We start from the raw sequence: 13,063 nt of genomic DNA on the forward strand, positions 1-13,063 counted from the left end.
GCCCCTGATCTTCATAAGAAGATCATAAGAACGGACTGTAATGACCATGATCACTACAGTCGTTTTAAATATTGTCGCTCAACATCGATCCCGCAAGGAAAATATGATGCTGCGCCGCACGCGCCCGGCCGCCATCGGCGGGTAACCGTTCAGTGGGCCGGGGCCGAGACCGAAAGATCGAGCATGAAGCCGCGACCGCGCACGGTCGCCACCTGCGGTCCGCCCGCCCGGCCTACCGGCGCGAGCTTGGTGCGCAGGTAACCCACATAGACATCCACCACGTTCAGCGAGACGCCGCCCTGGTTGGCCCACAGGCGGTCGAAGATCTCGCCGCGCGGGACCGGGCGGTTGGGGCTGCCCATCAGCAGCGCCAGCAGTTCCGCCTCGCGCTCGGTGAGACGCACGTGGATCTCGCCATAGAGCGCGGTACGGGTGGCGAGGTCCAGCACCAGCCGGCCGGCGAGAATGCGCTGCTCGTGGCCACCGCCGGTGCGGTGCATGAGATGGGCGCGCAGGCGGGCCACCAGCTCGCCGAACTCGAACGGCTTCACGATGTAGTCATCGGCGCCGGCGCCGAGGCCCTCGGCGCGGTCGCGGACTTCGTCCTTGGCGGACAGGAACAGGATGGGCCCCGCATGGCCGGCATCGCGCAGCGCCCGGCACACCTCGATACCAGAGCCGTCCGGCAGCATGATGTCGAGCAGCACGGCGCAGGGATTGTACTGGCGGGCGGAATCGAGGGCCTCGTCCGCGCGCCCCACCACCGTCACGTCGAAGCCCTCCGCCGCAAGACCACGGCTGAGCATGGCGCCGATGTCGCTGTCGTCCTCGACCACCAGGATGTTCATCTCGCCTCCTGCCCGGCTCCTTCGCCGCCCGCCAGCGGCGCGATCGCGCTCCCACCGGCCTCCGGGCGCGGCAGCACGATCGCCACCCGGGCACCGCCGCCGTCTGCATGCTCCAGTGTGATACGTCCGCCGTGCCGCGTCACCACCCATTCCGCCAGCGCGAGGCCGAGGCCGAATCCGCCGCCCTGTCCGAGCTGCCCGCCGCGGACAAAGCGCTCGAACAGCCGGCCGCGAGCCTCGGCCGGAATGCCGCGCCCGTCGTCCGTTACCGTGACGCGTTCGGCCGGCGCGCCGTCCAGCTCGGCGGCGGCGCACGTGACGGTAATGGAATGCAGCGCCCCGCCGTGGCGCAAGGCGTTGTCGATGAGGCCCTCCACCACCTGCCGCAGCCATTCGCGATCGGCGTGCACCACCACCTCGTCGGCCCCCGCATCGAGCCGCAGCGCCACATTCTGCCGGCGGGCCGCGACTTCGAAGGAGGCGACTGCCTCCGCCAGCAGCGGCGCCAGCGGCACGTCCTGGAAGATGAGGTCGATCTCGCCGCTTTCCGAGCGGGCGACGCGCAGGAGGTCCTCCACCCGGCGATGGAGCCGGCCCGCCCGCTTGCGGATGGTGGCGAGCACCGAGCGGCTCAGATCCTCCGGAATCGCGGGGGCGCGCTGGGTCACGTCGCACTCGCCGATGATCACGGTCAGCGGCGTACGCAGTTCGTGGCTCACGTCGGCGAAGAAGCGCCGCCGCGAGGCATCGATGGCGCCGAGCCGCGCATTGGCATCCGTCAGGTCTGCGGTGCGCTCGGCGACGGTGCGCTCCAGCATCGCCCGGTCCTGCGCCACCTTCGCCTCGCGGCGGGCAAGGCGTGCCGCCATGCGATTGAAGCGCGCCATCAGGACGCCCAGCTCGTCGCGCGGTCCGATGGACAGGCGCCGGTTAAGGTCGCCATGGCCGATGGCGGCCGCCGCCCGGTCGATCTCGGCCAGACGCTCCAGCAACGGGCGGGCGAGCGCCCGATGCAGCACCAGCGCCGCCGCGAGCACCAAGGCGGCGACGACCACGGCCCCGATGCGCAGCCGCATGGACAAGGCCAGCGCCTCCTCCCGCGCCACCGTCACCGCCCGCCGCTCGCTTTCCACCAGAAGGGAGAGGGTGGGCCCAGCGGAGGCGGCGAAGCCGTTGAAGGCGCCGCGCACCCGGTCGCCGCGCAGCAGCTCGCTGCCGGTCCGGGCCTCGACGATCTGCCGGTCGAGAACGATGAAATCGGCGCGCAGATGAGCGGTCATGCGCTCGCGTGCCTGGGCCGACGCATCGCCGGCTGGGCCCGCTCCGGCAGCGGCGCGGACGGTGGCGCGCTCCAGCAGGGCGAAGACGCGGGAGCGCGCATCGTCCATGCGCCCGCGGTCGGCGGAAGGATGCTCGGCATCGGCCACCGCAGCGAGGCCGAAATCGGAGAACCGGGCGGAGATTTCGGTCAAGAGGTCGAGCCGCTGCTGGGCCGCCACCGCGGCCTCCAGCGCCCGATCCGCCGCCCCGACCGCCAGCAGCACCCCCACGGCGGCGAGGACGGCGAACGAGGCCGCGGCGCCGGTCAGGGCGGCGAGCTTGAAGCGAATGGATCTCATCGCCGTCCGCCGGTTCCGCCGCCGATGCCCCGGCGCGCCCGGTCGGGGGCGCCGGCACGGTGGCTCAGTGTTTCACAGGCCGTCGCTTCCCATGCCCGCCCGTCCGGTGATCGTGCCACGGTGCTCGGGCCGAAAAAAGAACGCCGCCGGAGCTATGGGCGTCCGGCGGCGAAAAAACTTCGGTGCCCGCAGGCCCGTCTCAGGCCTGGCCGGCCTGGAACCGCTGCGCCTCGGCCTGCATGCGCTGCTGATAGAGAGCCGCGAAATCCACCGGATCGATCATCAGAGGCGGGAAGCCGCCGTTGCGCACCGCGTCGGCGATGATCTGCCGGGCGAAGGGGAAGAGGATGCGCGGGCACTCGATGAGCACCACCGGCTGCAGGCTCTGCTCGGGAACGTTGAGGATGCGGAACACGCCCGCATAGACCAGCTCGAACGCGAACAGGGTCTCGCCGTTCACGTTCGCCCCGCCTTCGATCTTCAGCTCCACCTCGAACTCGCCATTGCCACCCGGCTTGGCGTTCACGTGGATCTGGATGTTCACGTCCGGCTGGCTGGGCGGGGCCGCGAGCGAGTTCGGCGCGTTGGGATTCTCGAAGGAGAAGTCCTTGGTGTACTGCGCGAGCACGTTCAGCGACGGCGCCGCACTTGGATTGGGGCCGCCATTCTGCGTGGCCATGCGCATCTCCGTTAGATCTGAATACCAAATCAGGTCGCCCCAGGTGCGGGGCGCGGCGTCCGCTACCATGCTTGGCGGCGAGCGGCAAGATTGCGTGCTCCTCGGATGACGGCGCGAGTTGCAAAGCGGTGCCGATTGGCGGAGGTTCGCGTGCCGTGACCTCATCGGCGGCAGTGCAATCGCGGCCGCCGCATCCGCGTTCCGGCACGTGACGGACGGTGTCCTGGACCCGGACAGCCGTCACGACCGACGAGGTCGTGTATCGAATGGACTTCCCCGGGGTGCCGCAGGCCCTTGAAGGATGACGGATGTGGTGAAGGAGAACGCCATGGCTCATGAAGACGCCCCCGCAGGGGGTCCCCCCGGTCCCCGCAGGCCCTTGAGCGAGGCGGCCAAGCGCGCCTTGGCCGAGGCCGAGGCCCGGCGGGCTGCCATCGACGCCGCGGTCAAGGACCGCCCCAGGGAGATCAATGGCCGCGACGGCCCCGAGCCGGTGCGCTACGGCGATTGGGAAGTGGGCGGCATCGCCACCGACTTCTGAAGGCGCCGGCCACCCCCTTCAGCCCACCAGCTTGAGGCCGATCAGGCCGGCCACGCCCACCGCGATGCGCCACCAGCCGAACGGCGCGTAGCCGTGCTTGGCGACGAAATCGAGCAGGGTCCGCACCACCAGTACCGCTGCGCAGAAGGCGGCGACGAAGCCGATGACGATCAGCAGCCCGTCATCAAACGAGAGGTTGTTGCGGTTCTTGTAGAGATCGTAGACGAACGCCCCGAACATGGTCGGCAAGGCGAGGAAGAACGAGAATTCCGCCGCCGCCCGCTTGTCCACGCCCATGAGCATGGCGCCGACGATGGTCGAGCCCGAGCGCGACATGCCGGGGATCATCGCAAGGCACTGGAAGAAGCCGATCTTGAGCGCCAGCAGCGGCGGGAAGCCCATGGCGTTATTGTAGCGCGGCTCCGGCACCACCTTGTCGATGAAGAGCAGGATGATGCCGCCGAAGATGAGCGTACCGCAGATGAGCGCGGGCGACTCGAACAGCACGCTCTTGATGAAGCCGTGGGCCAGCGCCCCGATCACCGCCGCCGGCAGGAAGGCGACGAGGATGCCGATAACGAAGCGACGCGCGCCCGGATTGGTCGGCAGCTGCTGGGCCACATGCAGAAAGCGCTGGAAATAGACGGTCAGGATGGCCAGCACCGCGCCGAGCTGGATCAGCACCTCGAACGTGTGACCGTTGCTCTCGAAGCCGAGGAAATGGCCCACCAGCAGAAGATGCGCCGTGGAGGAGACGGGGATGAACTCCGTGAGCCCCTCCAAGAGGCCGAGAACGAGGGCTTCGAGCATATCGCCGAGGGTCATGGAGCTGGTCCGACAAGAGGGGCGGGGCGGGGGCGGGGTGCGGCGTCATCCTGTTCCGAGCCCCTTGCGGGTGCAATCAGGTGACGCGGGGCAGGCGCCGCGCGGCATCCCTCCCGGCGCCGTTTGTAGCGTCGCTGTGGCTGCGCCGCCACAGGCCCGGCCTGACCCATGGGCACCTCGCCCGGCGCACGATTCCGCCGTGCGATACCGCCGCCGGGCAGGCCCGTCCACGGAGCCGTGCGGGCGTCTTCGCCATCCGTTCACGATGTTCGCGCGCGCCCCACGTTCGGTGCGCAGGATCCGATGCGATGCAGCGAAGGGGAACCAATCGGAAAGAATCGCGCTCTAAGAATGGGGAACGCCGGTTGACTGGCCATCCCCTCGATCCCCGGCGAACAGCGGCGCGCATATCACCCATGTACCTGCACCATCATCCCTTTTGTCCGCATTCCCGATTCGTCCGTCTGCTGCTCGCCGAATACGGGCTCGAACCGGAGCTCGTGGAGGAGCGGGTGTGGGAACGCAGGCCCGGCCTCCTCGCCCTCAACCCCGCCGGCGACACGCCGGTGATCGTGGAGGCGATGGCCGAGTCGGTGCCGGGCGCCAGCATCATCGCCGAGTATCTGGACGAAACGCGGGGCCTGGCACTGGGTCCCCACCGCCTGCTGCCGGAGGATCCGGCAGGCCGGGTGGAAGTGCGCCGGCTCACCTCGTGGTTCCATGAGAAGATGTATGTGGAAGCCACCGAGCCGCTGGTGCGCGAGCGCATCCACAAGCGCTACATGTCGCGCGACCAGGGCGGCGGGCCGCCGGATGCGACCTCCCTGCGCATGGCGCGGGCCAATCTGCGCTATCATCTCAAATATATCGGCTGGCTGGCCAAGGCCCGCAAATGGCTCGCGGGCGAGCGCCTGAGCCAGGCCGACCTTGCCGCCGCCGCGCATCTGTCGGTGGCCGACTATCTGGGCGATGTGCCGTGGGAAGAGGACGAGCACGCGAGGGACTGGTACGCGCGCATCAAGTCGCGCCCGACCTTCCGCGCCCTGCTGACCGAGAGCATTCCGGGGATGCCGCCCTCCAAGACCTACGCGGACCTCGACTTCTGACGGCCGGCGGCGGCGGCCTAGAAGCCTTCATCGCCCGCGCGGCCGGCGAAGAGGGATTTGACGCCGTCGGCTTCGCCCGGCCGGATGCCGTTGCGGAAGCCGGGGCGCGGCTGAGGCAATGGGTATCGGGCGGCGCCCACGGCGACATGGGCTGGATGGCCGACACGCTGGCTCGCCGTACCGATCCGGCGGTGCTGTGGCCCGATGTCCGCGCGGTCATCATGCTGGGGATGAATTACGGCCCCGCCCAAGACCCCCGCTCCGTGCTGGCGCGGCGCAGCGCCGGCGCCATTTCCGTCTATGCGCGGGCGGAGGACTATCATGACCTCATCAAGCCGAAGCTGAAGCGCGTCGCCCGCGCCCTCCTCGCCGAGGCCGGGCGGCGCGGGCTGGCCGGGGACGTGAAAGTGTTCGTCGACACCGCCCCGCTCATGGAGAAGCCCCTCGCGGCGGCGGCGGGGCTGGGCTGGCAGGGCAAGCACACCAATCTCGTGTCGCGGGACCTGGGCTCCTGGCTGTTTCTCGGCGCCATCGCCACCACCCTCGAACTGGCGCCTTCAGCTGCGGAAAGCGACCATTGCGGCTCCTGCCGCGCCTGCCTCGACGCCTGCCCCACGGCGGCTTTCCCTTCGCCCTACGTCATCGACGCGCGGCGCTGCATTTCCTACCTCACCATCGAGCACAAGGGGCCGATCCCGGCGGACCTGCGCCCTCTGATGGGCAACCGCATCTATGGCTGCGACGATTGCCTCGCCGCCTGCCCCTGGAACAAGTTCGCCGTCGCCGGCCGGGAGGCGAGGCTCGCGGCGCGGGCGGAGAACGACGCGCCGCCCCTGGCGGAGCTGGTGGCGCTGGACGATGCCGCCTTCCGGGCGCGCTTTCCCAAGAGCCCGATCAAGCGGGCGGGGCGCGACCGCTTCGTGCGCAACGTGCTGACCGCCATCGGCAATTCCGGGAATGTCGCGCTGCTGCCGCTGGTGGAGGCGCGGCTTGCCGATGCGTCACCGCTGGTGCGCGGGGCGGCGGTGTGGGCGCTGGGGCGGCTGGCGGACGCGGCGCGCGTGCGGGGGTTGGCAAACTCGCACCGGGCGCTGGAGCATGACCTGGACGTCCGGCACGAATGGAGCGAGGCGCTGATGGAGGGATAGCGACGCTTCCCGGCGCCGCCTGTTCCCAAGTCCAACGTTTGCCGGTAGGATCATGGCCTCACGAACCATGAGGGGGGCGACAAGAGCTGGCGTCACGATCGCGTCGCGCCCACGCGCGAGTATCGAGGCGACAGAAACGGCAACATGCACGAGCCCCGCAAGCTTTATGTGAAGTCCTTCGGCTGCCAGATGAACGTCTACGATTCCCATCGTATGGCGGACACGCTGGCGCGCGAGGGCTTCGTGGAGACGCAGGACCCGGCCGAGGCCGACCTCGTGATCCTCAACACCTGCCATATCCGCGAGAAGGCCGCCGAGAAGGTCTATTCGGAGCTGGGACGCCTGCGCAAACAGAAGCAGGAGGCAGGCAGCGATACCCTGATCGCGGTCGCCGGCTGCGTCGCCCAGGCCGAAGGCGCCGAGATCATGCGCCGCGCGCCCGTGGTGGACCTCGTCGTCGGGCCGCAGAGCTATCACCGACTGCCGGAGCTTCTCGCCGAGGCGAAGGCCGGCCGGCGCGTGGTGGATACCGACTTCCCGGTGGAGGACAAGTTCGACCACCTGCCGGCGCCCACGCGGGAAGCGACACGCTCGCGCGGACCCGCCGCCTTCGTCACGGTGCAGGAAGGGTGCGACAAGTTCTGCACCTTCTGCGTGGTGCCCTACACCCGCGGCGCGGAAGTCTCCCGTCCGGTGGCGAAGATCATCGACGAGGCGGCGCGGCTAGTGGACCAGGGCGTGCGCGAGATCACCCTCATCGGCCAGAACGTGAATGCCTTCCACGGCGAGGGACCCGACGGCTCCAGCTGGAACCTGGCCCGGCTGATGGCGCGCCTCGCCGGGCTGAAGGGCCTGGCACGGCTGCGCTACACCACATCCCACCCGCGCGACATGGACGACGACCTCATCGCCGCCCATCGCGACCTGCCCCAATTGATGCCCTACCTGCATCTGCCGGTGCAGTCGGGATCCGACCGGATCCTCGCTGCCATGAACCGCCGGCACGGCCGCGACAACTATTTTGCCATCATCGAGAAGATCCGCGCGGCGCGGCCGGACATGGCCCTGTCCTCGGACTTCATCGTCGGCTTCCCCGGTGAGAGCGACGCCGATTTCGAGGACACCCTGGACCTCGTGCGCCGCGTCGGCTTCGCCAGCGCCTATTCGTTCAAGTACAGCTCCCGCCCGGGCACCCCGGCCGCGGACCACGCGGAGCAGGTGCCGGAAACCGTGAAGGCCGAGCGTCTCGCCGAGCTCCAGCGCCTTCTGGAGGCCGGCAAGGCCGCCTTTGACGCCAGCTGCCGCGGCCGCACCTTCGACATCCTGCTGGAGAAGCCCGGCCGCCAGGCGGGGCAGCTCATCGGCCGCTCGCCCTACCTGCAGAGCGTGGTGGTGAACGACCCACCCGCCGCCATTGGCGACCTGCTGAGCGTGACCATCGCGGAGGTAGGCCCCAACAGCCTGTCCGGCCGCGTCGCCGCCCCCCATCCTTCCGCCCAATCCCGGCCGCTGGCGGCCATGGAGGCTTGAGCTTGCGCAGACCCGGCAGCGACCGCGACCGCCCCGTCGTCCCCTCTCCCGGTCCCGCCCGCGCGGCGGTGACGGCCCCGTGGGCCAGCGCGGAGGAGGAGGCGCCGACCCACGTGGTGCTCGCCTTCGACGACAACAGGCTCGCCACCCTTCTCTTCGGCCACTACGGGCGCAACCTCGCCCTCATCGAGCGCAAGCTCGGGGTGAAGGCGGATTCGCGCGGCAACCACGTGACGCTGGAAGGCGAGCGGGACGCCTGCGAGCAGGCGCGCGTGGTTCTTGAGCACCTTTACGAGGCCCTGCGCAAAGGCCGCGACATTGGCCAGGGAGACGTGGACGGCGCCATCCGCGAGGTCACGTCCCAGGGCTCCCTGTTCGACTTCGACCCGGCGGAGCAGCGCCAGTCCTTCGACGAGATCCAGCTGCGCCGGCGTCCGGTGCGGGCGCGGACGGCGGCGCAGGATGCCTATATCCGCGCGCTGAAGCGCCACACCCTGGTGTTCGGCACCGGCCCCGCCGGCACTGGCAAGACCTGGCTGGCGGTGGCCTATGCGGTGCACCTGCTGGAGCGGCGCATGGTCGACCGCATCATTCTGTCGCGGCCGGCAGTGGAGGCCGGCGAGCGCCTCGGCTTCCTGCCCGGCGACATGAAGGAGAAGGTGGACCCCTATCTGCGGCCCATCTACGACGCGCTCTACGACCTCATGGACCGTCCCTTCGTGGACCGGGCGATCCAGTCCGGCGAGATCGAGATCGCCCCGCTCGCCTTCATGCGCGGACGCACCTTGTCCAACGCCGCGGTGATCCTGGACGAGGCGCAGAACGCCACCTCCATGCAGATGAAGATGTTCCTGACCCGGCTGGGCGAGAACTCCCACATGATCGTCACCGGCGACACCAGCCAGACCGACCTGCCCACCGGCCAGGTGTCGGGCCTGGCCGAGGCGGTGCGTCTGCTGGAGGGCGTCGAGGGCGTGGGCGTGAGCCATTTCAAGGCGGAAGACGTGGTGCGCCACGAGATGGTGGGGCGCATCGTCGCCGCTTACGAGAAGCTCGACGCCGCCAAGCTGGAGGCGGCTGCCGCCCGCCTGTCCGGAAGGGCCGGAACCTGAGCATGGCCGCTGCCGCTCCCGCCCCGCATGAGGAGAGCCCCGTCGTCATCGACGTGCTGGTGGAAGCGGACGGCTGGGCGGTGCTGCCCGACGCCGAGGCGATCGCGGTGCGCGCCGTCCGGGCCGCGCTCGCCGCTTGCGGCGACGACGTGCCGGAGCCCTGCGAAGTCTCCGTCACGCTCACCGACGACGCGCGCATTCGCGTGCTGAACCGGGACTGGCGCGGCAAGGACACGCCGACCAACGTCCTGTCCTTCCCTCAACCCGACCTTCCCGACGACGTGGACGCGCCCCAGCCGCTGGGCGACGTGATCGTCGCGCTGGAAACGCTAGCTGCAGAAGCCGCGGCGGAAGGCAAGGCCGCGGAGCACCATCTGGCCCACCTCGTGGTGCACGGCACGCTGCACCTGATGGGCTACGATCACATTGAAGACCACCAAGCAGAGGAAATGGAGGCGCTGGAACGCCGCATCCTCGCAGGGCTCGGGATCGACGATCCCTATGCCCTGCCGCAGGACGGATGACGTTCCCCGGCGAAGAGATGACCATGTCCAATATCGACCAGCCGACCGAGACCAGCTCTTCGGAGCCGCCGAGTTTTCTCGATCGATTGCGTGCCCTCCTCGGCACGTTCCGGCCGCACGGCTCGCTTCGCACCGACCTCGTGGAGGTGCTCGACGCGGCGGAAACACCCGAGGAGGAAGGCGAGTTCACCTCCGCCGAGCGCAAGATGCTGCGCAATATCCTGCACCTGAAGGAAGTCGGCATCGGCGACATCATGGTTCCGCGCGCCGAGATCGTGGCGGTGCGCAGGGACATCTCGCTCGGCGAATTGCTCAAGCAGTTCGTGTCCATCGGCCATTCGCGCCTCGTCGTCTACAACGACACGCTGGATGACCCCGTCGGCATGGTGCACGTCCGCGACCTGATCGCCGTGCTCGTGGGCGACGTGTCGAGCACGCCCGGCGGCAAGCTCGACCTCGGCTCGGTCAATCTCGACCGCTCGCTGGACGAGGCCGGCCTCGTCCGCCGCCTGCTCTATGTGCCACCCTCCATGCCGGCCGTGGACCTGCTCGTGGCCATGCAGGCCGCCCGCACCCATCTCGCGCTCGTCATCGACGAGTATGGCGGAACCGATGGCCTCGTCTCCATCGAGGACGTGGTGGAGGAGATCGTCGGCGAGATCGAGGACGAGCACGACGAGGCCGCCGATACCCTGCTCGTGCGCCAGCCCGACGGCAGCTTCCTCGCCGACGCGCGCACTCCCCTCGAAGCTGCCGTTGAGGTGCTGGGCTCCACCTTCGCCACCGAGGAAGCCCTCGACGAGGTGGACAGTCTGGGCGGCCTTCTGGTGTCGATCGCCTCGCGCGTGCCGAGGCAGGGCGAGACCATCTCCCTGCCGGGCGGCTTCGCGGCGGAGGTCCTGGAGGCGGATCCCCGCCGGGTCAAGAAGCTGCGCATCATTCCCCCGCGGGAGGCCCCGATAGGGGCCGACGATGCGGGCGAGCCCCAAGCCTGACGCCGCACGTGAGCACTTCGGTGGCGATCGCGTCCCTGCGCGGACGGTTCCTCGTGCTCCGTGCCCTCGCGGGATGGCGCCGGCGCTTTCTGGCCTGTGGCGCCGGGGCGCTCGGCGCCCTCGCCATGCCGCCCTTCGGCCTGTGGCCAATACTGGCGGTGAGCTTTCCGGTACTGGTGCTGCTGCTGGACGCGCCCGCGACTTCCTGGCGGGCGCGCCTGACCGCCGCCGCCGGTGCCGGCTGGTGGTTCGGCTTCGGCTATTTCCTCGCCTCGCTGTGGTGGATCGGCGCCGCGCTGCTGGTGGAAGCGGATGTGTTCGGCTGGCTGTTGCCGTTCGCAGTCATCGCCATGCCGGCGGGCCTTGCCCTGTTCACCGCCCTCGGCGCGGTGATCGCACGGCTCTTGTGGTCCCGCGGGGCCATGCGCCTGTTCGCCTTCGCCTTCGGGCTGACGGTGGCGGAATGGCTACGTGGCCACGTGCTCACCGGCTTTCCCTGGAACACGTTCGGCTATGCCTTCTCGGACTCGCTCGTGCTGCTGCAGAGCGCCTCGCTGGTTGGCGCCTACGGCCTGACCTTCTTCGCGCTGCTGCTGCTGGCAACCCCGGTGCTGCTGCTGCGGCCGGGGCGCGGCGGCCCGGCGGGCGTGGCACTGGCCGGCCTGGTGCTGGCCGGGGCGGCGCTGTGGGGCGCCCACCGGCTTGCCGCCACCCCGATACCCGACGTGCCCGGCGTCGCACTGCGCGTGATGCAGCCGAACGTGCCGCAGGACAAGAAGTTCGCCTACGACCGGCGGCGGGAGATCCTCAAGGACTATCTGGAGCTCAGCGCGCGGCCCAGCACGACCTATCCCCGGGGCCTCGCCGACGTGACGGTACTGGTCTGGCCGGAATCCGCCTTTCCCTTCATCTATGAGCGCGAGCCGTGGGCGGCCGAGGACATTGCCGCCGCCCTTCCGCCCAACGTGACCCTCGTGACCGGCGCGGTGCGCTACGATTTTCCGCCCAAAGGGCAGGTGTCGCCGTTCTTCAACGCGATCCGCGTCATCGATGCCGAGGGCCGGGTGCTGCACAACACGGATAAGGTGCACCTCGTGCCCTTCGGCGAGTATCTGCCGTTCCAGGCGACCCTCGAAAGCCTCGGCCTCGAACAACTTACGCGTGTACGAGGTGGTTTCTCATCCGGGGCGACGTTCGCGCCCCTGAGCGTGCCCGGCCTGCCACCGGTCGCCCCGCTGGTATGTTACGAAATTATCTTTCCAGGAAAGGTAGTTCCGGCAGGCCCCCGCCCCGGCCTCATGCTCAATCTTACGAATGACGCATGGTTCGGAACCACGCCCGGACCCTATCAGCACTTCGCCCAGGCGCGGATGCGAGCGGTGGAGGAAGGTCTTCCGCTGGTGCGCGCGGCCAACACCGGCATCTCGGCCATCATCGATCCTCTGGGTCGAATCGTCGCACTCTCTCATCTGGGCGAGGAGGGGCTCGTCGACGGGCCTTTGCCACAATCTCTGGAAACGGTTCCCGCTGCGGGGCGTTTTCCTCAAATCATCCCGGCCATGCTGCTTCTGGCAGCGCTCACGCTTGCTGCAATGCCACTTTCCGGTTGTGTTACACGTTTAGGTTGATCGACGCTCGCACTTTGTATGCCTATGTTCCCGGCGATCAGGGCAGCCTTCGCTTTGCGAAGTATCGAGTAATCTTTTCCGACAGCCGGAGAGACCATGGTCAAGAAGGCGCCGAATCCTATCGACAAACACGTCGGCTCACGCGTGCGCATGCGACGCATGATGGTGAGCATGAGCCAGGAGAAACTAGGCGAGCATCTCGGTATCACGTTCCAGCAGATCCAGAAATACGAAAAAGGAACGAACCGTATCGGCGCCAGCCGGCTGCAGCAGATTTCCATCGTTCTGGGCGTCCCGGTCGCGTTCTTCTTCGAAGGCGCCCCGACCGTCGGTCCGGAGGGTGAGGGATTTTCTGAGGAACAATCCCCAGCCTACGTTTCCGACTTCCTCGCCACCTCGGACGGGCTGACCTTGACGCGCAATTTCATGCGCATTCCCGACCCGAAGGTCCGCCGGCGCATCGTCGATCTCGTGATCGCCATTGCCGGAGAAGCCGAAGGCTGAATCG

Annotated in this window: 13 protein-coding genes; 9 read left to right on the plus strand and 4 right to left on the minus strand. The window is 68.9% G+C overall.

Features of this window, described 5'->3' with window-relative positions:
* Positions 1–149: 149 nt before the first annotated feature.
* The 3 genes from EZH22_RS07600 to secB all read right to left on the minus strand — a co-directional run bounded on the left by EZH22_RS07600 (position 150) and on the right by secB (position 3,146).
* Positions 150–848: a response regulator transcription factor gene (locus EZH22_RS07600; RefSeq protein ID WP_203195083.1), complete on the minus strand. Its 699-nt coding sequence runs from the start codon at positions 846–848 to the stop codon at positions 150–152.
* The gene (locus EZH22_RS07605) at positions 845–2,467 is read right to left on the minus strand and encodes a sensor histidine kinase (protein ID WP_203195084.1); all 1,623 of its coding nucleotides are present in this window, start codon (positions 2,465–2,467) and stop codon (positions 845–847) included. The genes EZH22_RS07600 and EZH22_RS07605 overlap by 4 nt, the downstream gene beginning before the upstream one ends.
* Before the next feature lie 199 nt (positions 2,468–2,666).
* Positions 2,667–3,146 (minus strand): protein-export chaperone SecB, encoded by a 480-nt coding sequence (gene secB, locus EZH22_RS07610; RefSeq protein WP_203195085.1) that lies wholly within the window; start codon positions 3,144–3,146, stop codon positions 2,667–2,669.
* Between the two features lie 328 nt (positions 3,147–3,474).
* Here secB and EZH22_RS07615 point away from each other — a divergent pair, with 328 nt between their 5' ends.
* Positions 3,475–3,687, plus strand: coding sequence for a DUF1674 domain-containing protein (locus tag EZH22_RS07615; protein WP_203195086.1), 213 nt, complete (start codon positions 3,475–3,477; stop codon positions 3,685–3,687).
* Between the two features lie 18 nt (positions 3,688–3,705).
* Here the strand turns inward: EZH22_RS07615 and EZH22_RS07620 are convergent, their stop codons facing one another.
* The gene (locus tag EZH22_RS07620; protein WP_203195087.1) at positions 3,706–4,512 is read right to left on the minus strand and encodes an undecaprenyl-diphosphate phosphatase; all 807 of its coding nucleotides are present in this window, start codon (positions 4,510–4,512) and stop codon (positions 3,706–3,708) included.
* Positions 4,513–4,928: 416 nt separating this feature from the next.
* Between EZH22_RS07620 and EZH22_RS07625 the strand changes: the two genes are divergently transcribed.
* From EZH22_RS07625 to EZH22_RS07660, 8 genes are all read left to right on the plus strand, one after another.
* A complete protein-coding gene (locus EZH22_RS07625; protein ID WP_203195088.1) occupies positions 4,929–5,618 on the plus strand; it encodes a glutathione S-transferase family protein in 690 nt (229 codons plus the stop codon).
* Entirely contained in the window at positions 5,615–6,766 is a 1,152-nt protein-coding gene (queG, locus tag EZH22_RS07630) for a tRNA epoxyqueuosine(34) reductase QueG (protein ID WP_203196442.1), read from the plus strand. The genes EZH22_RS07625 and queG overlap by 4 nt, the downstream gene beginning before the upstream one ends.
* A gap of 144 nt (positions 6,767–6,910) precedes the next feature.
* The gene (gene miaB, locus EZH22_RS07635; RefSeq protein ID WP_203195089.1) at positions 6,911–8,296 is read left to right on the plus strand and encodes a tRNA (N6-isopentenyl adenosine(37)-C2)-methylthiotransferase MiaB; all 1,386 of its coding nucleotides are present in this window, start codon (positions 6,911–6,913) and stop codon (positions 8,294–8,296) included.
* Between the two features lie 68 nt (positions 8,297–8,364).
* A complete protein-coding gene (locus EZH22_RS07640) occupies positions 8,365–9,408 on the plus strand; it encodes a PhoH family protein (RefSeq protein ID WP_231711503.1) in 1,044 nt (347 codons plus the stop codon).
* 2 nt (positions 9,409–9,410) lie between these two features.
* Positions 9,411–9,932 carry an rRNA maturation RNase YbeY gene (ybeY, locus tag EZH22_RS07645; RefSeq protein WP_203195090.1) on the plus strand — a complete coding sequence of 174 codons (522 nt, stop codon included), beginning with the start codon at positions 9,411–9,413 and terminating at the stop codon, positions 9,930–9,932.
* Between the two features lie 23 nt (positions 9,933–9,955).
* Positions 9,956–10,927, plus strand: coding sequence for a hemolysin family protein (locus tag EZH22_RS07650; protein ID WP_203195091.1), 972 nt, complete (start codon positions 9,956–9,958; stop codon positions 10,925–10,927).
* Between the two features lie 26 nt (positions 10,928–10,953).
* Complete coding sequence (gene lnt, locus EZH22_RS07655; protein WP_456300858.1) at positions 10,954–12,555, plus strand: apolipoprotein N-acyltransferase; 1,602 nt, start codon at positions 10,954–10,956, stop codon at positions 12,553–12,555.
* A gap of 96 nt (positions 12,556–12,651) precedes the next feature.
* Positions 12,652–13,059, plus strand: coding sequence for a helix-turn-helix domain-containing protein (locus EZH22_RS07660; RefSeq protein ID WP_203195093.1), 408 nt, complete (start codon positions 12,652–12,654; stop codon positions 13,057–13,059).
* Positions 13,060–13,063: the final 4 nt, after the last annotated feature.

It is taken from the genome of Xanthobacter dioxanivorans (assembly GCF_016807805.1).
Taxonomy (GTDB): Bacteria; Pseudomonadota; Alphaproteobacteria; order Rhizobiales; family Xanthobacteraceae; genus Xanthobacter; species Xanthobacter dioxanivorans.

Coding starts and splice junctions, on each gene's coding strand:
- EZH22_RS07600 (WP_203195083.1), bottom strand. CDS start 848: ATGAACATCCTGGTGGTCGAGGACGACAGCGACATCGGCGCCATGCTC.
- EZH22_RS07605 (WP_203195084.1), bottom strand. CDS start 2,467: ATGAGATCCATTCGCTTCAAGCTCGCCGCCCTGACCGGCGCCGCGGCC.
- secB (WP_203195085.1), bottom strand. CDS start 3,146: ATGGCCACGCAGAATGGCGGCCCCAATCCAAGTGCGGCGCCGTCGCTG.
- EZH22_RS07615 (WP_203195086.1), top strand. CDS start 3,475: ATGGCTCATGAAGACGCCCCCGCAGGGGGTCCCCCCGGTCCCCGCAGG.
- EZH22_RS07620 (WP_203195087.1), bottom strand. CDS start 4,512: ATGACCCTCGGCGATATGCTCGAAGCCCTCGTTCTCGGCCTCTTGGAG.
- EZH22_RS07625 (WP_203195088.1), top strand. CDS start 4,929: ATGTACCTGCACCATCATCCCTTTTGTCCGCATTCCCGATTCGTCCGT.
- miaB (WP_203195089.1), top strand. CDS start 6,911: ATGCACGAGCCCCGCAAGCTTTATGTGAAGTCCTTCGGCTGCCAGATG.
- ybeY (WP_203195090.1), top strand. CDS start 9,411: ATGGCCGCTGCCGCTCCCGCCCCGCATGAGGAGAGCCCCGTCGTCATC.
- EZH22_RS07650 (WP_203195091.1), top strand. CDS start 9,956: ATGTCCAATATCGACCAGCCGACCGAGACCAGCTCTTCGGAGCCGCCG.
- EZH22_RS07660 (WP_203195093.1), top strand. CDS start 12,652: ATGGTCAAGAAGGCGCCGAATCCTATCGACAAACACGTCGGCTCACGC.